Genomic DNA, 22,100 nt, shown 5'->3' with positions numbered 1-22,100 from the left:
CCTTTGGTTCGGGGGTCAGAGGAAGTGCCGTGCCGGCGAGGGCCGGAGCCGGAACCACGGCGACAGGTGGAAGATGGCCATCAGCAGATACATCAAGGCCATATCGTCGATCGGAAAGGAGGAATTGGCGCCCCGGCACAGCGCGGCACCCGGCGTGCCGAGGCTGGAGAGACCCGCCATCAAGGCGAACGTCGGGGTGGCGGCAAGGACAAGCGGGCCGGCAGGCAACGGGTCAGCCCGAATTCTCGTCTTGAGCATCGTGATCTCCTTGTCCTTTGCCGGTGTCCAGCGCTTGCGATACAGTGAGGCTATCCCCTGCCGGGGCCGGCATGAGAGTTACAACCTTGGCGCAATTCGCATGGACACGCTGATCGATGCCGCGGGTCGCGCGCTGGCGACGGGCAATCCGCTGGCGGCCCTGAAAAGGGTCGCGCTGCGCGATGATCCGGAGGCGCTGGCGCTCCGTGGCATCGCTCTGGCTCAACTGGGTGATCTTGCGCGCGCCAGAGAGCTTCTGCGCCGAGCAGGACGCGCCTTCGGCCCGCGACAGCCGGTTGCCCGCGCACGCTGTGCCCTTGCCGAAGCCGAGATCGCGCTCGTTTCGCGCGACCTTGTCCGGTCGCTGGGGATGCTTGACGGCGCGCGGGCGGTTCTTGACGCACACGGCGACCAAAGGAACGCGGCGCATGCCGGGTATCTGCAGGCCCGTTGCCTGCTTCTGATCGGGCGACCCGGCGACGCCGAAACCGTGCTTGCGACCGTCATGGCCCATGCGCTGCCTCCTGCCTCGCGTGTCGGACGCGAGCTTGTCGCCGCAGGCATCGCCATCCGGCGGATCCGGGCCGGGCCGGCGAAAGAGGCGCTGAAACGGGCGGGGCGCGCCGCAGACAGCGCGCGCATTCCGGCGCTTGCGGCCGAGGTCGACCGGGCGCTGCGGGCCTTTCAGGCACCGGCGGCGCGGCTTGAGACTCGCGGCGCCGAGCGTCTGGTCCATCTTGAGGACGTCGAGACGCTGCTGGGCTCGGATACGTTGCTGGTGGACGCCTGCCGGGGCCTGGTTCGTCAGGGGGCGACCACCATCCCGCTGGCTACCCGCCCGGTGCTGTTCGCGCTGGTCCGGGCGATGGCAAGAGCCTGGCCCGGCGATGTGGCGCGCGAAACGCTGCTCGGACATGTGTTCCGTTCACGCCATCCCGACGCGTCGCACCGTGCGCGCTTGCGGGTCGAGATCGCCCGGCTCAGGGCGGAGATCAGGCCGGTGGCGGCGTTGTTCGCGACCGGGACGGGGTTTGCGCTCCGGCCACACGTTGCGGGGGATGTCGCGGTGCTGGCGCCGCCTGCCGAGTGCGACCACGCCGACGTGCTGGCGCTGCTGGCCGATGGCGAGGCCTGGTCGAGTTCCGCTCTGGCACTGGCGCTTGGCGTCAGCGCCCGCACCGTGCAGCGGGCGCTCGAAGACCTTGCGCGGCAGGGCCGGGCGGAGGCGTTCGGGCGCGGCCGGTCCTGCCGCTGGATCGCGGCGAAGGTGCCGGGATTCCCGACAGGCTTGTTGCTCCCTTCGTCGGCGATCATCGGATAAGGTGGGGGCGATGAAACGGTCCGCCGCTGAAATCCTTCGCCAGTATGGCCCCTTCCCCGGCGTCGACGACGTGGCCGGCGTCACCTTCGATGGCAGCCATGTCTGGTTTGCCGCCGGCAACCGGCTGATGGCCCTCGATCCCGACAGCGGCGAGGTGGCGAAGTCTTTCGACGTTGCCGCGGATGCCGGAACCGCCTTTGACGGAAAATACCTGTTTCAACTCGCAGGTCGCATGATCCAGAAGATCGACCCCGGAACCGGAGAGGTGTTGGCGACACTACCGTCACCCGGAGACGGCGGCGACTCCGGGCTCGCATGGGCGGAAGGATCGCTCTGGGTCGGGCAGCATCGCGGGTGCAGGATCCATCAGGTGGATCCCGAGACGGGCAAGGTGCTGCGCACGATCCTGTCCGACAGGTTTGTCACCGGCGTCACATGGGTGGATGGCGACCTGTGGCACGGCACATGGCAAGAAGGCGACAGCGATCTGCGCCGCATCGATCCCGAAACGGGCGACGTGATGGAGCGTCTGGACATGCCGGCCGGAACCGGCGTCTCCGGCCTTGAATCGGATGGCGGCGACCGCTTCTTCTGCGGTGGCGGCGAAGGCGGAACCATCAGAGTCGTCCGTCGACCTAAGCCGGGACCCTGAGCACCGCATGCGAGCCTCCGGCGCACCCGAATGGTTCGTGATCCTGCTGACCGGATGGGATGGTCTCGGAACAAGGTGCTTCGACGCTCAACCATCGTGACAGGATGGCGTTGTGCGCTTCACAGCCCTACGACCCGCCGTGGCAGCGCTGATGATCAAACCCGACCCTTCCGCATCAAGGCGCGCCTGATGTCCTCGCGCGTCACGCCGAAGTCTTCCAGTTGATAATCCGGCAGCTCGAGCAGCTTCCGCATCTCGCACCGATGGCCGTGGCGATGCAGGAGCATCCGGAACATTCCGACGGCTCGCTCAAGTGCGAGGGCAGGTATCGTGCGCGAGCGTCGCGACAGGTCGCGATCGCAGTGTGAGGATGACATGTCGTGTCTCCATCCGGTGCGGGGGTGATCCCCGACGGTCAAGCGCTGCATGAGGCGGGTCGGGCAACCGCGTCGTCAGATCGATCGCCCGCCGTCGCCGCCACGGGCGATATGGCCATCAAGCAGGCCGATGTCGCGCTTCAGGTGCTCGGACACCTGGCGAAGGTCAATCCTGCGGATGGCGCGTCGCCTGAACGGCGACAGGAAGCGGCTGATGATGGCAGGACGCTGATATCGCTTGACAATGAAGGTCATGACCAGATCCTCTCACAATTGAAGGTGGATCCAGGATGCGCTGATCCGGGCCCCGTTTCCAATTGAATGCCAATTACCCCTCATAAGGAGATTTGATCCGTTATGGCGTGGGACCTGCCACCGCTCGGTGCGATCCGGGTGTTCGAGGCCGTGGCCCGGCGGAGCAGTTTCACCAGGGCGGCCGAAGAACTCGGCATGACGCAGGCAGCGGTCAGCTACCAGATCAAGCTCCTGGAGGAACGGGCGGGCACCCAGCTATTCATCCGGAAGGCGCGGTCCATCGTGCTGACCGAGGCCGGCGAGAGGTTGGCGCCGCGCGCCACCAGCGCCTTCTCGGCCCTGTCGGACGCCTGGCTGGCGACCAAGGACGGGGCAAGCGGCGTGCTGTCCATCACCACGGTCCAGACGTTCGTATCGAACTGGCTCACGGTGCATCTTGGCGCCTTCCAGCTCATGCACCCCAATCTGGCGGTCAAGGTGGATGCCTCCAATCATCTGGTCGATCTGTTGCGCGAGGATCTGGATATCGGAATTCGAACCGGCAATGGCCAATGGCCAGGCCTGTCGGCCCATTATCTGTTCAAGACGGACTACACGCCGATGCTCAGCCCCCGCTTGGCTGAAAGCGTCGGAGGGATCAACTGCCCGGAAGATCTGTACAAGGTTACGCTGCTTTGCCCGGAGGATCCGTGGTGGAGGACGTGGTTCGAGGCCGCGGGCGCAACATTCGATCCGGTTCGCGTGAAGCCGGGACCGAACCTTGGATCTCAGGCTTACGACGCCATGGCGGCGCTGACAGATCAGGGCGCTGCGATCCTGACCCGGAACATTCACAGCACGTTTCTCGCGAAGGGCCATCTCGTCCAGCCCTTCGACATCACCGGATCGGATGGTGTCGGCTATTGGCTCGTCCACGCGGAAAGCCGGCGGAATGCCCCCAAGGTCAAGGCGTTCCGCGACTGGATCCTCGCCCGCACGGCCGAATTGCGCGCAGACTGATGTGCTCCGGCGCTATACGCACAGTCGCCGATGGTCCTTCTTTTCCGACCGCCGGCAAGACCGCTGCGGCATGTCCGGACCACGCCCTTGTCCAGGTCCTGCGGCTGCCCCCGCGGCGGCTCCGTGCGCCGCCCCTGCGCAACGGTTGCCGTCATCGACCCGCAGGGTCCGCAGCGGAGGGTCGGTGCGCTGGGCTTCCTTGGCGGTCATGCGCATGCCGGCCCGCGGGGCACCCTCGCGCTGCCGGTCTGATACGCGAAGGCGCGTAGAGGAGGCGGCCGAGAGGCCATCAGGCCGGTCCCTCGGAAGGCTGCACGAACTGGGTCACTCATCGCGCGCCACCCCGAAGCGGCTTCAGATCCTTCGCCCGGAGTTGCGGTCGAAGAGATGCACGCGTGTCGGCTCGATCCGGAATCCGATGGACTCGCCCGGCCGGGCCGCGATCCGGTCCCGCACGATCGCGTCGATGAGTTCGCCGCCGGCGCGCGCGAAGATCTGCGTCTCGGATCCGGTAGGTTCCAGCACGACCACCTTCACCGGAACACCGTCCGCGCCGACATGGATATGCTCCGGTCGGATGCCATAGGTGACGCCCTGGCCCTCGACGGCGGCGGTATCGGGCAGGGGCAGTTCGAGCCCCTTGTCCGAGACGAAGACCTTCCGCCCGCCCTGCAGCGCCACGGCCCCGTGGATGAAGTTCATCGACGGCGAGCCGATGAAGCCTGCCACGAACACGTTCTGCGGTGCGTCGTAGAGGTCGAGCGGCGCGCCCACCTGCTCCACCCGGCCATCGCGCATCACGACGATCTTGTCGGCCATCGTCATCGCCTCGATCTGGTCGTGCGTCACGTAGACGATGGTGGTCTTCAGGCGCTGGTGAAGCTCCTTGATCTCGAGCCGCATGGTCACGCGCAGCTTCGCGTCGAGGTTCGACAGCGGCTCGTCGAACAGGAACACCTGCGGATCGCGCACGATGGCGCGCCCCATCGCCACGCGCTGGCGCTGCCCGCCCGAGAGCGCCTTGGGGTAGCGGTCGAGGTATTTCGTGAGGTCGAGGATCTCGGCCGCGCGGCGAACCTTCTCCTCGATCTCTTCCTTCGGGCGTTTCGCCATCTTCAGCGGGAAGCCCATGTTGTCGAACACGGTCTTGTGCGGGTAGAGCGCGTAGGACTGGAACACCATCGCGATGTCGCGATCCTTGGGGATGACGTTGTTCACCACCCGGCCGCCGATCGAGATGGTGCCTCCGCTGATCTCCTCGAGCCCGGCGAGCATCCGCAGAAGGGTGGATTTCCCGCAGCCGGAGGGGCCGACGAGAACGACGAACTCGCCGTCGTCGATGTCGACGCTGACCCCGTGCATCACCTGCACCGCGCCGTAGCGCTTGACCACGTTGCTGATCTGGACGTTGGACACGCCGGTTCTCCCTTACTGCGGCAGCAGGATCTGCATCTTGACGTCGGCGGGCGGGGCGGAGGCCGCGATCTCGAACGCGCGCACGCTGTCGTCGAAGCCGAAGGTGCGGGTGATCAGCGGCCTCACGTCGATGGCACCGCTGGCCAGCATCGCCACGCAGCGTGGGAAGACGTGGGCGTAGCGGAAGATGTTCTCGACGCGCGCCTCGCGCACCATCGCGGCGCCGGCGTCATAGGCGATGGGATCGGGCTGGCCGCCGATCATCACCACGCAGCCGCCGGGGGCCAGAGGCTCGAAGACGGCCGCGGCTGCCTTCGGCGAGCCGGTCGCCTCGAACACCACATCGGCGCCCCAGCCATCGGTCTCGGTCTTGATGCGCGCCACGATGTCGTCGCTGCCCACGTTCACACCGGTGATCTTGGGGCTGAGGCTTTCCGCGATCTCGAGCTTCTTCGGCGCGATGTCCGTCACATAGACCCGCGCGCATCCGCCCGCGAGCGCCGAGAGCGCGGTCACCAGCCCGATCGGGCCCGCCCCCATCACGAGGCCCACGTCGCCGGGGCGGATCCGCGCCTTGGTCGCGGCATGGACGCCCACGGCCAGCGGCTCGACCATCGCGGCTTCGGCAAAACTCACGGCGTCGGGCAGCTTGAAGGTGAAGGCCTCGGGGTGGACGCAGGTCGGGCGCAGGATGCCGTGGATCGGCGGGGTGGCCCAGAACCGCACGGCGGGGTCGATGTTGTACATCCCCATCCGCGCCGCCTTCGAATTCGGATCGGGGATCCCCGGCTCCATGCAGACCCGGTCGCCTTCCTTCAGGGTGGTCACCTCGGCGCCCACCTCGATCACCGTGCCCGAGGCCTCGTGGCCGAGGATCATCGGCTCGTTCACCACGAAGGGGCCGATCCGGCCGTGGGTGTAGTAATGCACGTCCGAGCCGCAGATGCCGACCGTGTGCAGCTTGATCCGCACGTCGCGGGGGCCGAGCGTTTCTTCCTGCCGGTCGATGCCGGGGAAGTCGCGCAGCGACAGTTCGTCTTTCCGTTCGAGGACGAGCGATTTCATCCTGTCAGCCTTTCGAGATGATGAGCACGGCCAGCGCAAGCGCGATGGCGTTGGAGATCCAGATCGAGACGCCCGCGGGTTCGATGAACCGGAACCAGAACAGCGACAGCGCCACCCAGATCACCACCGAGATGAACAGCCGGTCGAACCAGTTGGTCTCGATGGGCAGGAAGCCGGTCTTCGGCGCGGCGGGGGCAGGGGGGTCGTCGTCCTCGAGGATGTCGATGGCGATTGGTTCGTCGGGTTCGTTCATGGTCTAGCCTTTCACCGCGCCGAAGGTCAGGCCCGTCACGATGTGCTTCTGCACCAGGCTGAAGACGATCAGCGCCGGGATCAGCGTGAAGACCGAGATCGCCGCCATGATCCCCCATTCGGTGCCCGTGGTGGTGACGTATTCCGACAGCCCCGTCGTCAGCGTCCGGGCGTTGAAGTTCGTGAGCGTCGCGGCCAGCAGGTATTCGTTCCAGGCGAAGACCCAGGTCAGGATCAGCGTCACCGCGAGGCCGGGGCGGCAGAGCGGAAAGACCACCTGGGTGATGACCTGCCAGGGGCTCGCGCCATCGACATAGGCCGCCTCGTCAAGTTCCTTCGGGATGCCGTCCACCGTCGGCCGCAGGGTCCAGATCGCGAAGGGCAGGTTGAAGGTGCAGTAGACGAGGATCATCCCGATCCGCGTGTCCAGAAGGGTGAAATCGCCGATCCGGTAGACCTGCGTCATCAGCAGGAACAGCGGCAGCAGGAAGACGGCGGGCGGCGCCATGCGGTTGGTGATGGTCCAGAAGAAGATCGATTCCTTGCCGCTCATCTCGAAACGCGAGAGCGCATAGCAGGCGAGGAAGCCCAGCGTCGTGCAGAGGAGCGCATTCCCCGACGAGATCAGCAGCGAGTTCAGCATGTAGCCGCGCAGCGTGCGGTCGCTCATCACGTCGATGTAGTTCTGCCAGTAGATCGACTTCAGCAGGATGTCGGGCGTCGAGAACAGGTCGACCGCAGGCTTCACCGAGATCACGAACAGCCAGTAGATCGGGAAGAGCGTCAGAAAGCTGATGAAGATCCAGAACAGGATCGAGAGGATCGGGTTCGACTTCCGCATTGGATCAGCCCTTCCTGTTGCGGGGCGCCAGCATGCTCACGTAGAGCAGCCAGCAGGCCACGATGGTGAGGTAGAGCACGATCACCGACACGGCCGAGCCGTAGCCGTAGTTCGTGCGCGGGAAGACCTCCTTGAAGATGTGGACGCCGATGTAGCGGGTGGCGGAGCCCGGACCGCCTCCGGTCAGCATCAGCACCTCGTCCACCGTGCGCAGCGCGTCCATCAGGCGGATGAAGACGGTGGCGACCACGGCGGGGGCGATCATCGGCAGCGTGATGTGCCAGAAGATCTGCCGCTTGTTCGCGCCGTCGATCTGGGCCTGTTCGAACGGGTCGGGTGGCAGCGACACCAGTGCCGCGATCAGCGTCAGCGTCACCAGCGGCGTCCAGTGCCACACGTCCATGATGACGGTCACGGTGAAGGCTGCCGCGGCCGACTGGCCGATGTTCAGGTTCACTCCGAACCAGGCGTTCAGCAGATGCGGGATGATCCCGATCGAGGGCGTTGTCATCAGCTTCCAGATCGAGCCGACGATGATCGGCGCCATGATCAGCGGCAACGTGTGGATGGTGCGGAAGAACGCCTTGCCCGGAAACTCCTTCATGAAGGCCTGCGCCAGCGCATAGCCCACCACCAGTTCCGACAGCACGGCGAAGAAGACGAAGGCCACCGTCACGCCCAGCGAGGCGAGGAAGCCGCGGTCGAACACCACCTGCCGGTAGTTGTTCGCGCCGTTGAACACCATGTCCGGGTTGGCGGCGAACGGGTTCCAATCATGGAACGAGACGTAGAGCACATAAAGGAACGGCAGCACGCCGAACAGGAACAGGACGACCAGCGTCGGCGCCAGCAGGATCCATCCCAGCCTTCTGGATTGCATGTTTCTTCCCTCCCGCCGGAACATGCGGCGACGTGGCATCCCGCCGGCGGCGGGACGGATCGGGGTCAGGGGCGGGCCGCCACCGAAGCGGCGACCCGCGGGAGGATCGGGTTACTTGCGGTAGCCGAGGCTCGTCAGTTCTTCCTCGGCCTTCGCGGCCATCTGGTCGAGGCCCTCGTCCGGACCGATGGAGCCGGTCAGGATCTCGTAGAAGATCGGCGCCGTCGCCTCGCGCAGCTGGGCGTGGAACGGATACTCGGGCGCGCCCTTGAACAGGCGGCCGTCGTCCTTGAGCATGGTGAAGTAGCCGCCCAGTTGCTCGTCCATCGCCTCGACCTTCGGCGTCTCGTAGGTCGAGGTCAGCGTGATGCGCGATCCGGCCGCGGCCCATTCCTCCTGGATCTCGGGCAGGGCCAGGAATTCGAGGAAGAGCAGCGATGCATCCTTGTTCTTCGACGTCACCGGCAGGCCGAAGGCGCCGCCGTCGTAATAGCCGATGTAGCCCTTGCCGCTCTCGGCATCCTCCATCACGCCCGGCTCCAGCGGCGGAAGCGCGACGCCCACCTTGCCCACGACGCGCGACTTCGACTCGTCCGAGGCGATCCAGGCCGCGTTCTCGCCGTAGATCAGGCCTTGTGCCACGCGGCCCGCCGCGAAGGTGGTCGCGGTCTCGGTCCAGGTGGACTGCACGGATTCCGGCGGAGCGATGTCACGCATCGACAGCCACCACTTCATCGCGGCCTTGGCCTTGTCCGAGTTCATGGCGCCGCCGTTCTCGATGGTGGCGGCGAAGTTGTTCGAGGCGTCGATGCCCCAGTTGTAGACGCCGAAGGTCGGCGCGATCGATTCGAAGAACTCGTACCAGGACGCCGGGTGGCCGGTATGGGCCTGGGCGGTGGTGCCCCAGAGGTTGCCGCCGTGCTCCTTGCCCCAGTCGGTGAAGAACTGCGCGATCTCGGCATATTCGTCGTGGGTCTTGGCCGGCGCGAGGTCGCGGCCGGTCTTTTCCTTGAAGGCCGCCTGGATCTCGGGATCGGAGAACAGGTCGGTGCGGTAGAGGTAGGGCTTGATGAAGGCCTCCATCGGCATGCCGTAGAGCTTGCCGTCCTCGGCTCCGCGGAAGTTGTCGGCGAAGGAGGTGAGGTTGTCTTCGGAGTAGTTGGCGGCCTTCAGCTCGGGCTTCTCGGCCAGCGCCGTGGTCAGGTCGACCAGAAAGCTCCGCGCCATGTAGGCGTAGATGATGTCCTGCTCGATGTAGACCATGTCATAGATGCCGGTCTTGGCCTCCATGTCCTTGATGGCCTTGTCGTACATCTGGTCCCAGGACGTGGTCTCGACATCGACGCGGATGCCGGTCAGCTCCTCGAATTTCGGCGCGAGGACGTCGGCCACGAAATTCGAGGCGGGGGTCGACTCGGTCACGCCGCGCAGCGTCGTGCCCTTGAACGGCGCCCCGGCCTCTGCCCACCAGTCGGCATTCTCGATCTGAAGGTCCTGCGCAAAGGCGCCGCCGGCCATCACCGCAAGCGCAAGCGCGGACACGCTTATTTTCCCAAAGCCCATGGGCTTCCTCCCTGGATTTCTTCCCTTGGGGTTGCGATCGCCGTGCCTCGGATCCTCCGTCCACCACGGCACCTCCCCAGCAGAAGCATGCAAATGTATGGCCTCCCATGCAAGTGAAAAGATTATCACTTGTATGACTTGCCAGACATTTGTAAATCGTGGCAGTCTGAGCCGGCGCTTGCTGCAAGGCGAAAGGGAAGAGGGCGGAGGAGGCCATGGCCCGAGAGACGCAGGACGACGCGTTTGCCGTGGAAGTGTGCTGGCACTACTACGTCAACGGGATGACGCAGGCCGAGATCGCGCAGCTGCTCGACGTGACACGCCTGCGTGTCAACCAGGCGATCCAGCGTGCCAAGACCCTCGGGATCGTGCAGGTCCAGATCGAGTCGCCCTTCGTCCAGCGCATCGAGCTGCAGGAGGCGCTACGCCGGGCGCTGGGCCTGAGAAGGGTGCTGGTCGCTCCTGCCCGACGCGATGTCTACGACTGCCACAGCGCCACCGGTGCGGCGCTGGCCGCCTATCTCACCGAGAAGCTGCGCGGCGGCAGCTGGCGCTCGATCGGCGTCTCATGGGGGATGACGCTGGAACATGCGTTCCGCAAGCTGCCGCAGCAGGCGCACCCCGAGCTGGAGATCGTCTCGATGCTGGGCGGCACGATGCAGGGCGCGTCGTTCAACTCGTTCAGCATCGTCTCGGGTTTCGCCGCGGCGCTCGGCGCCAAGTATTCGCTGCTGGCCTCGCCGATCTTCCTGTCGGATGGCGTGGATCGCGGCGCCTTTCTCGCGCAGGAAATCTTCGCTGCGCATTTCGCGAAGCTCCAGACCCTGGATGCGGCGATCCTGACAGCGAGCGATGTCTCGCCGCGCTCCTTCCTCGTGGCCAACGGCCTGCCCAAGGAGGTCACGCCTGCAGACCTCAAGGCGGCCGGCGCCATCGGCGACGTGCTGGGCCGGTTCCTCGACACCGACGGCCGCAGCATCGACCATCCGATCGACGGCCGGACCATCGGCATCGACCTCGAGATCGTGCGGCGCATTCCCGACAAGATCCTCGCCGCCGCCGGCCACCACAAGGTGGAGATCATCCGGGCGGCCTCGCGGCGGGGCCTTGTCGACACGCTGGTGACGGACGACGTGACGGCCGAGCTTGTCCTCGAACGCTGCCGTGGCGACGGCCCGGCAGAGGCCGCCGAGTGACAGCCCCGATCCGTCCCCTCAGCCGAAAGGAAAGGATCATGACACGACTGGGCATCCCCTCTTTTGTCTGGACAGGCGGCCGGATGCACGAGGGGCTGGAGATGGCGCTCGACACGTCGGCCGCGCGTGGCAAGCGGATGATGGATTTCGCCCACCTGGCCGCCCGCGCCCGTCGCTTCATCGGGATGAAGCGGGAAGCGGCGCAACGCCAGATCACCGCCGCCACCTGACGGGCCGGCGGCGCGGCGCCGCTTCCCGCCCCCCCCGCCGGGACACCCTGCCACGGGTGGGGCCGCTCCGGTGGACCTTACCGCCCCGGCGGGCCGTATTCACGTGTCCTGCCCCAGGCGGCGGGTCCGTGCCTGCACATGCTTCGCTCCGCCGCTCGCGGCGGGCCGTTCCACGAACCCTTCGGAGAGGCGAGACGATGACATCCCCGCTGGCGCCCGACAGCCTCGGCCCCACGATCTGCGCCGGCGAGATCCTGGTGGAGATCGTGGCCACCGCCGTGGGCGACGGCTTCCGCGATGCCATCGACCTCGTGGGACCCTACCCCAGCGGCGCGCCCGCGATCTTCATCGACCAGTGCGCGCGGATCGGCGGCAGCGCCGCGATGATCGGCGCTGTGGGCGACGACGACTTCGGGCGGGTGAACCTCGACCGCCTGGCGCGTGACGGCGCCGATATCTCGGCGGTGGCGGTCGATCCCGACTATCCGACGGGCTCGGCCTTCGTGCGCTACCGGGAGGATGGATCCCGCGATTTCGTGTTCAACATTGCGCATTCCGCGGCGGCCCGCTTCGGCTGGAGCGCGCCGGTGGAGGCGCTTGCGGCGCGGGCCGGTCACCTGCATGTCATGGGCTCCGCGCTGTCGATGCCGAGCGCCTCCGAGGTGATCGCGCGGGCCGCCGGGGTGGTGAAGGCGCGGGGCGGGACGGTCTCGGTCGATCCGAACCTGCGCAAGGAACTGGCACAGGACGCCGCCACCGCCCGGCGCTTTTCGGAGCTGGTGGAGATGGCCGACCTGCTGCTGCCCTCGGGCGAGGAACTGGAGCATGCTGCCGGTGTCGCGGGCGAGGAAGCCGCCATCGCCGTTCTCTTCGCGCGCGGCGTGCGAGAAATCGCCCTGAAGCGCGGCCGCGACGGCGCCACGGTCTTTGTCCCCGGCGCGGCGCCCGCCCATGCTCCGGCCTTCGTGGTGGAGGAGGTGGACCCCACCGGCGCGGGCGACTGCTTCGGGGGCGCCTATGTCGCCTGCCGCAGGCTGGGGATGGAGGTGGCCGAGGCGCTGACCTACGCCTGTGCGGCCGGCGCGCGCAATGTCACCCATCGCGGCCCGATGGAGGGCGCGGGCACGCGGGCCGAGCTTGACGCCTTCATCGCCGCCACCCCGAGGGCCGGGGCATGAGGGCGACGCTCGATCAACTCTCTGCATTGCGCCGGGACGGCGTGCCCTGCGGCATCGCCTCCATCTGTTCGGCCCATCCGCTGGTGCTGCGCGCGGCGCTGCGCCACGGGCGGGACACCGGCGCCACGGTGCTGATCGAAGCCACCTGCAACCAGGTGAACCACGAGGGCGGCTATACCGGCATGACGCCCTCCGATTTCGCGGCGCTGGTTCTGCGCCTTGCCGGAGAGGAGGGCTGTCCGCGCGAGCAGATCGTGCTGGGGGGCGATCACCTCGGGCCGAACCCGTGGCGCGACCGTCCCCCCGAAGCGGCGATGGCCGAAGCCTGCGCGATGGTCGCGGCCTATGTCGAGGCGGGGTTCCGCAAGATCCACCTCGACGCCTCGATGGGCTGCGCGGGAGAACCCGCGGCGCTCGACGACACCACCACGGCGCACCGCGCGGCCCTTCTCGCCCGCGTCGCCGATACCGCTGCCCGCAAGGCCGGGGGCGAGATGCCGCGCTTCATCCTCGGCACCGAGGTGCCGCCGCCCGGCGGTGCCGATCACGCGCTCTCCACCGTCGAGCCGACGGCGCCCGAGGCCGCGCGGCGCACCATCGCCATCCACCGCGAGACCTTCTCGGCGGCCGGGCTGGGCGACGCCCTCGACCGCGTGCTGGGCTTCGTCGTGCAGCCGGGCGTGGAGTTCGGCAACCACAACGTCATCCGCTACGACCGCACCCGGGCGCAGGCGCTGGCGCGGGTGCTGGACGAGGAACCCGCGCTGGTCTTCGAGGCGCATTCGACCGATTATCAGGGTGAAGCGGCGCTGGCCGATCTTGTCGCGGACGGCTTCCCGATCCTGAAGGTCGGGCCGGAGCTGACCTTCGTGCTGCGCGAGGCGCTCTACGGGCTGGACCTGATCGCCTCCGATCTCGTGCCGGGCTACGGCGACCGCCCCCTCGCCGCCGCGATGGAGCGGGTGATGTGCGCCGCCCCCGCGAACTGGCACCGCCACTACCCCGGCACGACGGCCGAACAGCGTCTCCTGAGGCACTATTCGCTGTCCGACCGCATCCGCTATTACTGGCCGGAGCATGCCGCCGCCGAAGCCGTGGCCGCCCTGATGGAGGCGCTGCGCGGGCGGGCGGTGCCGCTGCCGCTGTTCTGGCAGCACCTGCCCGGCGCGCAGGGCTTCGCCGATGCCCCGCTCATTCCCGAAGAGGTGCTGATCTGGCGCGTGACCGAAAGCCTCCGCGCCTATCATGCCGCCTGTAACCCATCGAAGAGGAGAGGATAGACCCATGTCCATGGACAAGTTCCGGCTGGACGGCAAGGTGGCGCTCGTCACCGGCGGCAGCCGCGGGATCGGCCTCGCCATCGCCAGGCTCTTCGCCGAGGCGGGGGCGAAGGTGATGATGACCGCCCGCACCGAGACCGACGCCGTCCGCGCGCTGGTGGCGGACAACCCCGACACCTTCGCCTGGACGCCCGGCGACGTGACCGACCCCGCGGTGCCCGACGCGCTGGTGCGCGCGACGCTCGACCGCTTCGGGCGGCTCGACGTGCTGGTGAACAACGCGGGCGTCGCAGACAACGGCGATTTCCACGACTTCGACGACGCGCGCCTCGCCCGGATCATGGAGACGAACCTGATCGCCCCCTTCCGCATCGCCCGCGCCGCCGTGCGCCCGATGCTGGAGCAGGGCGCGGGCTCGATCGTCAACATCGGCTCGATCTCGGGCTATGTCGCGAACAAGCCGCAACTTCAGGTGGCCTACAACGCCTCCAAGGCCGCGATCCACCAGATGACCGCCGTCATGGCCTTCGAATACGCAGGCCGCGGCATCCGGGTGAACGCGCTGGCGCCGGGCTACGTCGTCTCGGACATGACGGCGGGCGGGATCGCCAACGAGGCGATGAACCGGATCTGGACCGAGAACACGCCGATGGGCCGCTTCGGAGAGCCCGACGAGATGGCAACCTGCACTCTGTTCCTTGCCTCCGACGCGGCCTCCTACGTCACCGGGGCGACGCTGGTCGCGGACGGCGGCTACATCACGCACTGAGCGCTGCGGCACCCGTGCCCCAGCCATGCCCGTCACGGGCCGATTTCACAGGGAGGAAGACATGAGCGGCAAATTCGACGGCAAGGTGGCCGTCATCACCGGGGGCGCCTCGGGCATCGGCCTCGCCACGGCCGAGGCGCTGCTGGCCGAAGGCGCGACCGTGGTGGTGGCCGACCGCGACCGGGCGGGGATGGAGGCGCTGGCCGACCGGCACGGGCCGCGCTGCATCCCGCAGGTGACGGACCTGCTCGATCCGGCCAGCTGCGACGCGATGGTGCCCGAGGTGCTCGCCAAGGCGGGGCGGATCGACATCCTGCACTGCAACGCCGGCAGCTACATCGGCGGCGATCTCTCCGAGACCAATCCGGCGGCCATCGACCGGATGCTGAACCTCAACGTCAACGCGGTGATGAAGAACGTCCACGCCGTGATCCCGCACATGAGCGAACGCGGCAGCGGCGACATCGTCGTGACCTGCTCGGTCGCGGGCCATTCCGCGATCCCGTGGGAGCCGGTTTATTCCGGATCGAAATGGGCCGTGACCTGCTTCGTCCAGACCATGCGGCGGCAGCTGATGAAGCACGGCATCCGGGTGGGGCAGGTCTCGCCCGGCCCGGTGATCTCGGCCCTCCTCGCCGACTGGCCCGAGGAGAACCTGCGCAAGGCCAAGGAGAACGGCGCGCTGATCGAGCCCTCCGAGGTGGCCGATGCGGTGGTCTTCATGCTGAGCCGCCCGCGCAACGTCACGATCCGCGACATGATCGTGCTGCCGTCGAACTTCGACATCTGACGGGAGGCTGAGGACCTGAACGACGGGCCGGCCGCAGCCTGCGGTCCGGCACCGTCCGTCGCCGAGCCGGCGAGGATATCGAGGATGACCCTCACCATCCCGGTCACCGGCATCGGGACCGCCAATGGCGCGACCTGCGTTGCCGATGGCGGTTCCACAACCCGCCAGGCATGTGCCACGGCAGACCGCAGAAGGAACCGGACACCGACATGACTCCTGCCTCGCTCACGCTCGGTCCCTACGACGCGCTGCTCTTCGACATGGATGGCACGATCCTGACATCCGTTGCAGCCATCGAACGATCGTGGAGTGCGTGGGCGGCTCGTGTCGGCGTGGATGCGGCGGAGATCCTGGCATACATGCACGGCCGCCCGGCAGAGGACATTGTCCGTCACTTCATGCCGCCTGGACGCGACCTGGCGGAGGAGGTGGACTGGCTTGGCGCACTGGAACTTGCCGATCTCGAAGGAGTGGCGCCAATCGCGGGCGTGGCGCGGTTCCTGCACGGGCTGCCGCCCGGGCAATGGGCCGTGGTGACTTCGGCGACGCGGCGGCTTGCGCAGCGCCGCATAGCCGCGGCGGGCCTGCCGCAGCCGGATGTGCTGGTTTCCTCCGATGACGTCACGCAGGGGAAGCCCCATCCCGAGGGCTACGTCAGGGCGGCTGCGGCCCTGGGCTATGCGGCCGATCGCTGCCTCGTGCTGGAGGACGCGCGATCCGGCATCCGGGCCGGCCTTGCCGCGGGGGCAGGGGTGATCCACCTCGCAGGGACGGAGGAGAGCGGCGATCTCGCGGTCGTGGCACGCATTCCGGACTACGTGACGGCGCAGCTTCGCTGCGATGCCGAGGGGCTGTACGTGACCCTGGATCCTGAAGTCGCGGGATCCTGATCACCATGAGCTGTGCGTACTCCCCGGCAGTGCCCACGCCGGGGCCGCGCCTACCTGGACTATCTATGCTCCAGACCCATTGATTTTTGGCGGATCGCGTGATTCAGGCCTCGCAGGGAGACCTGACTGATGAGCAACCTCTTCTGGCTGACGGACGCCCAGGAGGGTCTGAAGCCGTTCGTCGGGACGACAGTCCACCGGACTGTCGTCTGATCCTCCTCACTTCCCAACCGCCATGGCAATCCACGCGTCGACGACCGGCGCGTCCTGAGCGGCATTATCTTCATCAACCGCAATGGCTTACGGTGGTGCGATGCACCCGAGGAGTACGGCCCGGCGAAGACCCTGTATAACCGCTGGAAGCGCTGGAGCGAGAACGGTGTCTTCGCCCGGATCATGATGGGTCTGGCCGCCGAGAGAGCCGATCACAGGACGGTCATGATCGACGCGACCCACCTGAAGGCGCATCGCACGGCCTCCAGCCTGCGGGTGAAAAAGGGGGCGTGGACGCCAGATCGGGCGCAGTTCGAAGATCAGGAAACAGTCCGGGGGTCTGTTTCCCTGAGAACGGGGGACATGAACACCAAGCTGCGTGCCGTCGCGGATGCGAAGGGCCGGCCGATGGCATTCTTCATGTCCGCGGGACAGGTCGGCAACTACACCGGTTCGGCATTTCACCGGCGAGACCGTTCTGCGGCACATCGATTCACTGGATCGATGCGTTCTCCGTCTCGCTCCAGCACAAGCCGGCGATCGATCCCACGTCGCTGATCCACTGGCGCAAGCGGATCGGCGAGGAGGGGGGCGAGTGTCTGCTGACGAAGACCATCAAGGCCGGGCGGAAATCAGATGCCGTCGAGGACGCAGGCCTGACGAGATTGCTGTCGACACGACGGTGATGGAGCGTTGAGGGGACAGTGGCGCCCCGTAAGCCCTGAGGCGATCGCGCATCCGACGGACTCCCGGTTCTATGACCGGGCGCGGGTGCAGCTTGGATCTGGCCCAAGAGGCCGGCATCGAGTTACGCCAGAGCTACGTGCGCCTCGCGCCGCGGCTGGCGGGGCAGCTCGGCCGTTATGCGCACGCGAAGCAGTTCCGCCGGATGCGCAAGATGTTGAGAACGCCGAAAAGTTACACCGGCGCCGCGATGTAGGACCTCCGGCGGCAACTCGACGAGATCCCCGCAGGGCCGCTGAGCGAGCGGGTGCTCGACAAGCTCGCCTCGTTTCGCGGCTGCTCCATCAGCGGCCGAAGGATCCCGGCAAGATCTACTCGCTCCGTGAGCCCGAGGTCGATGGCATCTCAAACGGTCAGGCGCGCGTCCGCTACGAGTTCGGCACCAAGGTCAGCATCGCCACCACGCTGAAGGGCGGCTTCGCAGTGGGGACGCGCTCGCTGCCCGGCAATCCTTAGGACGGCCACACCCTCGGCGGGGCGCTGGAGCAGGTGGCGATCCTCACCGGTCACCCGCCCAAGCGCGCCGTCGTCGATCGCGGCTACAAGGGCCACGGCGGCGAGCACACCCAGGTCACTGATCAGCGGCACTTGCCGCGGGCTGACCCCGGCGCTGGCGAAGGCGCTGCGCCGACGGAGCAGCATCGAGCCCGAGATCGGCCACATGAAGACCGATGGCCGCCTCGCCCGCTGCTATCTGAAAGGCACCCTCGGCGACGCGCTCTCGCCGTCCTCTGCGGCTGTGGCCACAACATCCGCAAGATCCTCGCCCACCTGAGGAAGCTTCTTGCCTCCATCATCCGTCGTCCTGGCGGCGATCCGGCAGGGCACCGCGGTGCGTGCTGCTGGCGGCGCAGGGCTGGCGTGACCATGACGACGGGGATGCGCTCCGCCATGATCCGGAGTTCCGGCTGGCGACCAGTTCGGCGGCGGGGCTGACGCCGCTGAACGGTCCGGGGCTCGCGTCGCAGCCGACGCTGTTGCGCTTCACCGCGCTGATGGCCAAGCCCGGCAACCTGAAGATCCTGCGCGAGGCGGCGCTGGAGCTCGCGGGCCGCGGGATCCGGGCTGAGCGGAAGGGAAAGCGGATGCGGTCGGTCACCCTCGACATCGACAGTGCGCCGATCGAAGGTCACGGACACCAGCCGAAGGTCGAGGGGAATGGGCTCTGTTGCACAAAGCCGCTGAAGACGGGGCTACCCCTTTCCCCGGGCACACTTATCCCACGGCCTTGGTCACGGCTCTGCCGAGCGCGGTGAGACCGTTCATGATGGCTGAACGAAGCTGAAGCTCGGCAACCTGCCGGTCAGGCTCCCGCGCCATGAGGCGTTGGCCCAGAAGCTCCATGCAGTGCATCCTGGTTTCGGCCCGACTTCGGCGATGGTAGCCGCTCCATCGTCGCCGAATGGTCCGACCGACGCGCTTTGATGTCCGCAGGATTTCGTTGCGGGCGATCGCACCGGCGGTGTCTGGTTTCTAGGGCTTGGCGTTCTTGCGGGGCGGGAGTGAGAACAGGCGGGCCTTCCAGTGGAAGGACCGCCCGACGAACGCGTCGGCGCCCCGGTCGGCGATGGCATCGTGACACTTGCGCGTATCGCAAGCGCCGTCTGCGGTGACGCTGCCGATCTCCTGATCGGGCGGGATCTGGTCGAGCAATTCGGCCAGCCTAGGCGCATCGCCGATATCGCTGCCGGTGAACTCGCCCGCCCGGATTTCCAGCGTTCGCCGGGGAAACGCCCCACTGGGGCCTTTCCCGATCCTCCTCACTTTCATCGATGCCGATGTGAATCTTGCGCCATATGCGGGGTTTGGAGCCGCCATGCTTGCGGGCATTCCACTCGCCTTCACCCTCAACCTTGGTCCCGGTGCTGTCGATCGGAAGGGGCGTTGTTGCAGAAAGGGAACTCTGCCCTTCAACCGATTTGTGCAACAGAGCCGTGGCGAGGGGGGACTTGAACCCCCGACCTCACGATTATGAGTCGGGAATACTCAGCTGGAAAGATTGGTGCTCACCTGTAAATCGGCGGGTAGGTGGACCATACAAGATCAATAGGTTAGCGGCCGATTGTAAAATGCCATCCAGCCCATACGGTTGCGGCCAAGGCCTGCAGCAAGCCACTTGATGTCCTTCGCGAAGAGAGCGTGCGGACCCGTCTGGCGCGGACTATCTCGACCTCGGTTCCGGGCCAATTGAGCCCACCTTTGGCCTCTCTCACCTCCTGCCGGAGGCACACGGACTTGCGCCCCGCCTAGGGCGGATTTTGCTCAGAGCTGGAAGCGGTCAGCCGGCCGTCACCCACGGCTGTGTAGCCTGATGCCTTGGTCTGCCTGAGGTCGCCGAGGCGGCCCAGCGGTGATCATGGTGATTGGACAGGCTAGGGGAGTTCGTCAGGCCGCTGCCGCCGCCAAACTCGCGAGTGGTTGAGGCAATGAGATTGCGATGCTACGCCGGAAGGCTTTCGCGAATTGGCAGGAGGCCCTGATGAAACGTGTCATGATTGTCGGACAGCCCGGCTCGGGTAAATCCACTTTGGCCCGGGAGATCGGCAGGCGCACTGGGCTGCCGGTGTTTCACATCGACCATATCCACTGGACGGCCGGATGGATCGAGCGGTCGCGCGAGGAGAAGACCCGCCTGTGCCAGGAGGTGCATGCGCGGGAGGAGTGGATTTTCGAGGGCGGACACTCCGCGACATGGCCAGAGCGGCTGGCACGCTGCGACACGCTGATCTGGCTGGATGTGCCGATCCATGTCCGGCTCTGGCGGGTGTTCCTGCGCTCGCTTCAGTATCGGGGGCGCACGCGCCCCGATCTGCCAGACGGCTGCCCCGAGCAGTTCGACTGGTCCTTCTACCGCTGGATCTGGAACACGCGGATCGCCAGCCGGGTTCAGATCGAACGGCTTGTGGCTGGCGCGCCCAGTGACAAGGTCATCCTCCGGCTGCGGAGCGTGAGCGACGTCAGGATATTCTTAGCGAGATTTCCGGGGAGTTCAGGCATGCCGTCGTCCTGCCCGCAGGGGACCCTCGCGCTGAGGCCTTGATGGCCTGAGGCCAGCTCTTTGCCGCCGCTCGATCCCGCCTGAGGCGGGGTCGCGGCCTTCAAGAGCTGGTTCTCAGGCCTGATCACTGGCATTGCGCCGTTCGGACGTGATCTGACGGCGCGCATCACCAGTGTCGGGATCAGGCGACCAGTTGCGCCGCCTTGCGCTTCGCATATCGAAGGTCGCGGGCCGTTTTGCGGGCGGCTTCATCGGAAAGGACAAGCGCAATTCGTCGGTCCTGAGCCCTCTGGCTCGCTTCAATCGCTGCAGCTTCCGCGGCCTGTCGGCGCACATCTTCCTCGACAACTGCGGCAGCCTCGGCGGCCGCGATCTGCAGCTGCTCCAGCTTCTCCGCTTCGCGCGCCGCGCGCCGTGCGTCGCGTGCCCGCGCCACCTCGGCACGTGCAGCCAGCTTTACGGCCAGATCAGGCGCGGCAGTCGCGCTCTTGAACTTTTCCAGAAGCGCCGCTTTGGCATTGCTCGCATCGCTTCTGCGATCCGAATATTCCTTGAATTTTGTCATTCCATTTTCTCTGCTGATGGTGTGAATCCGAAAAGGATCTGTCAGGCTGGATTGGCGCGCTGTTTCTTTGATGGCAGAGAAGAAGTTGCCCTTCCTGCCTGTTCTCTTTCGAGACGCGCTATTCTCAGTCGGTGGGTTTTATTTGCACGCTCGGAGAGTTCCGCATCCTGTTTCTGCAAAGTGCGCGCGCGATTCAGAAACTGCGATTGCGTTTTATTGAAAGCCGTTTCCGCAATCTGCCGTGCTCTGCTCATTGCACCAGACATGATGAACTCCGGTTTCGAGAACGTTTCCAACTCGCACCGAAAGAGAAATCTCCTACTCCGGCACTATTTTTTTCGCGGCAGACGAGACTGTGCCACGCTGCCTTCCGGGGGCATGAACATGAGGATAGGACCACTCAACGCGCACACCTACGGGCCGGATCATCAGGCCGCGCGCCGGGCCGTGTAGCCTACAAGATCTTCCGGAATGAAGCCGGCCGATCTGGCCGCAGCGGCAAAGGCGCGTCTCGCCACGCCGACAGGAACAATACAGTTCATGGCGGCATCAACCTGCTTCAGAGCGGTCGAACGGGCATCGTCGGCAATCGGCCATCTTTTCAGCAACCAGTATTTTACTTGTTCGATGGTGCTGAATTCTTGCACATCCCCATCAGGAGATATGACAAGAGAAAGGGGTTGCCCCCAGTTGGTTTCAATCAACGAGATATCTTTCATGAAAGACGAACGGCATATGCGAGATCGCATTTTCACCATTCAATGGATCGCGGGTCCGACTTCGAACCGATCCCGCATTCGTTTTTTCGGCCTGAAATTCAGGCAAGGACGAGGTTCGCCGCGGACTCACGACCATTGCGGTCGGTTTCCATGTCGTACGTCACGGCCTGACCGTCATTCAGCTGATGGATCCCGGCGCGTTCCAGCGCAGTCACATGGACAAACACGTCCTTGGACCCGTGCGCCGGGGCGATGAAACCGAAACCTTTGGTGGCGTTGAACCATTTCACGGTGCCATTGGCCATCGCGATTTTCCTTTCATAGGTGCCGCCCGCAAAATGCGACGGCCCGGCAAAGCTGAAGATCCAAAGCTGAGCCGAAAGGGACAGGTCCGAAAAACAGAAGATGCTCAGTGCACATAGTGCAAGAGAGGCGAGATTACTAGCTGAGGATTCCTGAAGGTGGGCGTCTGCGGTGTTACCTGCTGTTATTGCTGCAAACTATCCTTCTGCGGCTCAGCAGGACCCTCGCCCGCGTCGGCAGACCTGCCGCCCGTCTGGGGCAGTGTATTGCCATACTTCATCCAAGGGAGCGCTTCGCTACGCTGGACGCGAGCGTGGCGCGAAGTACTGAAAGACTGCTTTCCGCC

Annotated in this window: 26 protein-coding genes and 3 pseudogenes; 14 read left to right on the top strand and 15 right to left on the bottom strand. The window is 66.2% G+C overall.

The genetic code is table 11. The features are described 5' to 3' along the window. Positions 1 to 15 precede the first annotated feature (15 nt). Entirely contained in the window at positions 16 to 258 is a 243-nt protein-coding gene (locus ACTVZP_RS20050; protein WP_443213939.1) for a hypothetical protein, read from the bottom strand. Beyond that, positions 233 to 772 carry a hypothetical protein gene (locus ACTVZP_RS20045; protein WP_443213938.1) on the bottom strand — a complete coding sequence of 180 codons (540 nt, stop codon included), beginning with the start codon at positions 770 to 772 and terminating at the stop codon, positions 233 to 235. The genes ACTVZP_RS20050 and ACTVZP_RS20045 overlap by 26 nt, the downstream gene beginning before the upstream one ends. Here ACTVZP_RS20045 and ACTVZP_RS20040 point away from each other — a divergent pair. Next, positions 764 to 1,579, top strand: coding sequence for a hypothetical protein (locus tag ACTVZP_RS20040; protein WP_443213937.1), 816 nt, complete (start codon positions 764 to 766; stop codon positions 1,577 to 1,579). The two genes, ACTVZP_RS20045 and ACTVZP_RS20040, sit on opposite strands and share 9 nt — an antisense overlap. A gap of 10 nt (positions 1,580 to 1,589) precedes the next feature. Next, positions 1,590 to 2,231: a Vgb family protein gene (locus ACTVZP_RS20035; RefSeq protein ID WP_443213936.1), complete on the top strand. Its 642-nt coding sequence runs from the start codon at positions 1,590 to 1,592 to the stop codon at positions 2,229 to 2,231. Between the two features lie 155 nt (positions 2,232 to 2,386). Here ACTVZP_RS20035 and ACTVZP_RS20030 read toward each other — a convergent pair whose 3' ends face one another. Then, positions 2,387 to 2,527 (bottom strand): DUF1127 domain-containing protein, encoded by a 141-nt coding sequence (locus tag ACTVZP_RS20030; RefSeq protein ID WP_443213935.1) that lies wholly within the window; start codon positions 2,525 to 2,527, stop codon positions 2,387 to 2,389. Between the two features lie 156 nt (positions 2,528 to 2,683). Next, positions 2,684 to 2,863 (bottom strand): hypothetical protein, encoded by a 180-nt coding sequence (locus tag ACTVZP_RS20025; protein ID WP_443213934.1) that lies wholly within the window; start codon positions 2,861 to 2,863, stop codon positions 2,684 to 2,686. Between the two features lie 102 nt (positions 2,864 to 2,965). On the opposite strand from ACTVZP_RS20025, the gene ACTVZP_RS20020 reads away from it, so the two are divergent. Continuing rightward, positions 2,966 to 3,862, top strand: coding sequence for a LysR substrate-binding domain-containing protein (locus ACTVZP_RS20020; RefSeq protein ID WP_443213933.1), 897 nt, complete (start codon positions 2,966 to 2,968; stop codon positions 3,860 to 3,862). Between the two features lie 354 nt (positions 3,863 to 4,216). On the opposite strand, the gene ACTVZP_RS20015 is transcribed toward ACTVZP_RS20020, so the two are convergent. The 6 genes from ACTVZP_RS20015 to ACTVZP_RS19990 all read right to left on the bottom strand — a co-directional run bounded on the left by ACTVZP_RS20015 (position 4,217) and on the right by ACTVZP_RS19990 (position 9,858). Then, positions 4,217 to 5,278 carry an ABC transporter ATP-binding protein gene (locus ACTVZP_RS20015; RefSeq protein WP_443213932.1) on the bottom strand — a complete coding sequence of 354 codons (1,062 nt, stop codon included), beginning with the start codon at positions 5,276 to 5,278 and terminating at the stop codon, positions 4,217 to 4,219. A gap of 12 nt (positions 5,279 to 5,290) precedes the next feature. Further along, positions 5,291 to 6,343, bottom strand: coding sequence for an NAD(P)-dependent alcohol dehydrogenase (locus ACTVZP_RS20010; protein ID WP_443213931.1), 1,053 nt, complete (start codon positions 6,341 to 6,343; stop codon positions 5,291 to 5,293). A 4-nt stretch (positions 6,344 to 6,347) separates the two neighbouring features. Next, positions 6,348 to 6,596, bottom strand: coding sequence for a DUF2160 family membrane protein (locus tag ACTVZP_RS20005; protein WP_443213930.1), 249 nt, complete (start codon positions 6,594 to 6,596; stop codon positions 6,348 to 6,350). Between the two features lie 3 nt (positions 6,597 to 6,599). Further along, a complete protein-coding gene (locus ACTVZP_RS20000) occupies positions 6,600 to 7,436 on the bottom strand; it encodes a carbohydrate ABC transporter permease (protein ID WP_443213929.1) in 837 nt (278 codons plus the stop codon). A 4-nt stretch (positions 7,437 to 7,440) separates the two neighbouring features. Then, entirely contained in the window at positions 7,441 to 8,316 is an 876-nt protein-coding gene (locus tag ACTVZP_RS19995; protein ID WP_443213928.1) for a carbohydrate ABC transporter permease, read from the bottom strand. 111 nt (positions 8,317 to 8,427) lie between these two features. Beyond that, complete coding sequence (locus ACTVZP_RS19990; protein WP_443213927.1) at positions 8,428 to 9,858, bottom strand: extracellular solute-binding protein; 1,431 nt, start codon at positions 9,856 to 9,858, stop codon at positions 8,428 to 8,430. A 236-nt stretch (positions 9,859 to 10,094) separates the two neighbouring features. Between ACTVZP_RS19990 and ACTVZP_RS19985 the strand changes: the two genes are divergently transcribed. The 10 genes and pseudogenes from ACTVZP_RS19985 to ACTVZP_RS19940 all read left to right on the top strand — a co-directional run bounded on the left by ACTVZP_RS19985 (position 10,095) and on the right by ACTVZP_RS19940 (position 18,425). Then, positions 10,095 to 11,075 (top strand): sugar-binding transcriptional regulator, encoded by a 981-nt coding sequence (locus ACTVZP_RS19985; RefSeq protein WP_443213926.1) that lies wholly within the window; start codon positions 10,095 to 10,097, stop codon positions 11,073 to 11,075. Positions 11,076 to 11,113: 38 nt separating this feature from the next. Next, complete coding sequence (locus ACTVZP_RS19980; protein ID WP_443213925.1) at positions 11,114 to 11,305, top strand: hypothetical protein; 192 nt, start codon at positions 11,114 to 11,116, stop codon at positions 11,303 to 11,305. Between the two features lie 197 nt (positions 11,306 to 11,502). Beyond that, positions 11,503 to 12,483 (top strand): tagatose kinase, encoded by a 981-nt coding sequence (locus ACTVZP_RS19975; RefSeq protein ID WP_443213924.1) that lies wholly within the window; start codon positions 11,503 to 11,505, stop codon positions 12,481 to 12,483. Then, complete coding sequence (locus ACTVZP_RS19970; RefSeq protein ID WP_443213923.1) at positions 12,480 to 13,763, top strand: D-tagatose-bisphosphate aldolase, class II, non-catalytic subunit; 1,284 nt, start codon at positions 12,480 to 12,482, stop codon at positions 13,761 to 13,763. The genes ACTVZP_RS19975 and ACTVZP_RS19970 overlap by 4 nt, the downstream gene beginning before the upstream one ends. Before the next feature lie 4 nt (positions 13,764 to 13,767). After that, the gene (locus tag ACTVZP_RS19965; RefSeq protein ID WP_443213922.1) at positions 13,768 to 14,532 is read left to right on the top strand and encodes an SDR family NAD(P)-dependent oxidoreductase; all 765 of its coding nucleotides are present in this window, start codon (positions 13,768 to 13,770) and stop codon (positions 14,530 to 14,532) included. 61 nt (positions 14,533 to 14,593) lie between these two features. Further along, positions 14,594 to 15,322 carry an SDR family oxidoreductase gene (locus ACTVZP_RS19960; RefSeq protein ID WP_443213921.1) on the top strand — a complete coding sequence of 243 codons (729 nt, stop codon included), beginning with the start codon at positions 14,594 to 14,596 and terminating at the stop codon, positions 15,320 to 15,322. Positions 15,323 to 15,531: 209 nt separating this feature from the next. Next, the gene (locus ACTVZP_RS19955) at positions 15,532 to 16,212 is read left to right on the top strand and encodes an HAD-IA family hydrolase (protein WP_443213920.1); all 681 of its coding nucleotides are present in this window, start codon (positions 15,532 to 15,534) and stop codon (positions 16,210 to 16,212) included. 129 nt (positions 16,213 to 16,341) lie between these two features. Beyond that, positions 16,342 to 16,884: pseudogene (locus ACTVZP_RS19950) on the top strand (IS5 family transposase); the annotation flags it as partial. A gap of 65 nt (positions 16,885 to 16,949) precedes the next feature. Then, positions 16,950 to 18,034 (top strand): annotated as a pseudogene (locus tag ACTVZP_RS19945) (IS5 family transposase); the annotation flags it as partial. Beyond that, a complete protein-coding gene (locus ACTVZP_RS19940; RefSeq protein ID WP_443213919.1) occupies positions 18,006 to 18,425 on the top strand; it encodes a transposase in 420 nt (139 codons plus the stop codon). The pseudogene ACTVZP_RS19945 and the gene ACTVZP_RS19940, both read left to right, overlap by 29 nt. Here the strand turns inward: ACTVZP_RS19940 and ACTVZP_RS19935 are convergent. Further along, a pseudogene (locus tag ACTVZP_RS19935) lies at positions 18,385 to 19,048 on the bottom strand (IS5 family transposase); the annotation flags it as partial. The gene ACTVZP_RS19940 and the pseudogene ACTVZP_RS19935 overlap by 41 nt on opposite strands. Positions 19,049 to 19,648: 600 nt before the next feature. Here ACTVZP_RS19935 and ACTVZP_RS19930 point away from each other — a divergent pair. Next, positions 19,649 to 20,209: an AAA family ATPase gene (locus ACTVZP_RS19930; protein WP_443213918.1), complete on the top strand. Its 561-nt coding sequence runs from the start codon at positions 19,649 to 19,651 to the stop codon at positions 20,207 to 20,209. 139 nt (positions 20,210 to 20,348) lie between these two features. Here the strand turns inward: ACTVZP_RS19930 and ACTVZP_RS19925 are convergent, their stop codons facing one another. The 4 genes from ACTVZP_RS19925 to ACTVZP_RS19910 all read right to left on the bottom strand — a co-directional run bounded on the left by ACTVZP_RS19925 (position 20,349) and on the right by ACTVZP_RS19910 (position 21,756). Next, positions 20,349 to 20,732 carry a DUF6481 family protein gene (locus tag ACTVZP_RS19925; RefSeq protein WP_443213917.1) on the bottom strand — a complete coding sequence of 128 codons (384 nt, stop codon included), beginning with the start codon at positions 20,730 to 20,732 and terminating at the stop codon, positions 20,349 to 20,351. A gap of 41 nt (positions 20,733 to 20,773) precedes the next feature. Then, positions 20,774 to 20,998, bottom strand: coding sequence for a hypothetical protein (locus ACTVZP_RS19920; RefSeq protein WP_443213916.1), 225 nt, complete (start codon positions 20,996 to 20,998; stop codon positions 20,774 to 20,776). A 162-nt stretch (positions 20,999 to 21,160) separates the two neighbouring features. Beyond that, positions 21,161 to 21,451: a DUF982 domain-containing protein gene (locus ACTVZP_RS19915; protein ID WP_443213915.1), complete on the bottom strand. Its 291-nt coding sequence runs from the start codon at positions 21,449 to 21,451 to the stop codon at positions 21,161 to 21,163. 98 nt (positions 21,452 to 21,549) lie between these two features. Continuing rightward, a complete protein-coding gene (locus ACTVZP_RS19910; protein ID WP_443213914.1) occupies positions 21,550 to 21,756 on the bottom strand; it encodes a cold-shock protein in 207 nt (68 codons plus the stop codon). Between the last annotated feature and the right edge of the window lie 344 nt (positions 21,757 to 22,100).

Source organism: Rhodobacter sp. NSM (assembly GCF_052244495.1).
Taxonomy (GTDB): Bacteria; Pseudomonadota; Alphaproteobacteria; order Rhodobacterales; family Rhodobacteraceae; genus Cereibacter_A.
The sequence above is the reverse complement of the archived record's forward strand: the minus strand, read 5'-3'. Positions and strand labels throughout refer to the sequence as shown.

Excerpts from the sequence above, each read along its gene's own strand:
- ACTVZP_RS20050 (WP_443213939.1), bottom strand. The coding sequence starts at position 258 with ATGCTCAAGACGAGAATTCGGGCTGACCCGTTGCCTGCCGGCCCGCTT.
- ACTVZP_RS20040 (WP_443213937.1), top strand. The coding sequence starts at position 764 with ATGGCCCATGCGCTGCCTCCTGCCTCGCGTGTCGGACGCGAGCTTGTC.
- ACTVZP_RS20045 (WP_443213938.1), bottom strand. The coding sequence starts at position 772 with ATGGGCCATGACGGTCGCAAGCACGGTTTCGGCGTCGCCGGGTCGCCC.
- ACTVZP_RS20035 (WP_443213936.1), top strand. The coding sequence starts at position 1,590 with ATGAAACGGTCCGCCGCTGAAATCCTTCGCCAGTATGGCCCCTTCCCC.
- ACTVZP_RS20030 (WP_443213935.1), bottom strand. The coding sequence starts at position 2,527 with ATGTTCCGGATGCTCCTGCATCGCCACGGCCATCGGTGCGAGATGCGG.
- ACTVZP_RS20025 (WP_443213934.1), bottom strand. The coding sequence starts at position 2,863 with ATGACCTTCATTGTCAAGCGATATCAGCGTCCTGCCATCATCAGCCGC.
- ACTVZP_RS20020 (WP_443213933.1), top strand. The coding sequence starts at position 2,966 with ATGGCGTGGGACCTGCCACCGCTCGGTGCGATCCGGGTGTTCGAGGCC.
- ACTVZP_RS20010 (WP_443213931.1), bottom strand. The coding sequence starts at position 6,343 with ATGAAATCGCTCGTCCTCGAACGGAAAGACGAACTGTCGCTGCGCGAC.
- ACTVZP_RS20005 (WP_443213930.1), bottom strand. The coding sequence starts at position 6,596 with ATGAACGAACCCGACGAACCAATCGCCATCGACATCCTCGAGGACGAC.
- ACTVZP_RS20000 (WP_443213929.1), bottom strand. The coding sequence starts at position 7,436 with ATGCGGAAGTCGAACCCGATCCTCTCGATCCTGTTCTGGATCTTCATC.
- ACTVZP_RS19995 (WP_443213928.1), bottom strand. The coding sequence starts at position 8,316 with ATGCAATCCAGAAGGCTGGGATGGATCCTGCTGGCGCCGACGCTGGTC.
- ACTVZP_RS19985 (WP_443213926.1), top strand. The coding sequence starts at position 10,095 with ATGGCCCGAGAGACGCAGGACGACGCGTTTGCCGTGGAAGTGTGCTGG.
- ACTVZP_RS19980 (WP_443213925.1), top strand. The coding sequence starts at position 11,114 with ATGACACGACTGGGCATCCCCTCTTTTGTCTGGACAGGCGGCCGGATG.
- ACTVZP_RS19975 (WP_443213924.1), top strand. The coding sequence starts at position 11,503 with ATGACATCCCCGCTGGCGCCCGACAGCCTCGGCCCCACGATCTGCGCC.
- ACTVZP_RS19970 (WP_443213923.1), top strand. The coding sequence starts at position 12,480 with ATGAGGGCGACGCTCGATCAACTCTCTGCATTGCGCCGGGACGGCGTG.
- ACTVZP_RS19965 (WP_443213922.1), top strand. The coding sequence starts at position 13,768 with ATGTCCATGGACAAGTTCCGGCTGGACGGCAAGGTGGCGCTCGTCACC.
- ACTVZP_RS19960 (WP_443213921.1), top strand. The coding sequence starts at position 14,594 with ATGAGCGGCAAATTCGACGGCAAGGTGGCCGTCATCACCGGGGGCGCC.
- ACTVZP_RS19955 (WP_443213920.1), top strand. The coding sequence starts at position 15,532 with ATGACTCCTGCCTCGCTCACGCTCGGTCCCTACGACGCGCTGCTCTTC.
- ACTVZP_RS19930 (WP_443213918.1), top strand. The coding sequence starts at position 19,649 with ATGAAACGTGTCATGATTGTCGGACAGCCCGGCTCGGGTAAATCCACT.
- ACTVZP_RS19925 (WP_443213917.1), bottom strand. The coding sequence starts at position 20,732 with ATGACAAAATTCAAGGAATATTCGGATCGCAGAAGCGATGCGAGCAAT.
- ACTVZP_RS19920 (WP_443213916.1), bottom strand. The coding sequence starts at position 20,998 with ATGTCTGGTGCAATGAGCAGAGCACGGCAGATTGCGGAAACGGCTTTC.
- ACTVZP_RS19915 (WP_443213915.1), bottom strand. The coding sequence starts at position 21,451 with ATGAAAGATATCTCGTTGATTGAAACCAACTGGGGGCAACCCCTTTCT.
- ACTVZP_RS19910 (WP_443213914.1), bottom strand. The coding sequence starts at position 21,756 with ATGGCCAATGGCACCGTGAAATGGTTCAACGCCACCAAAGGTTTCGGT.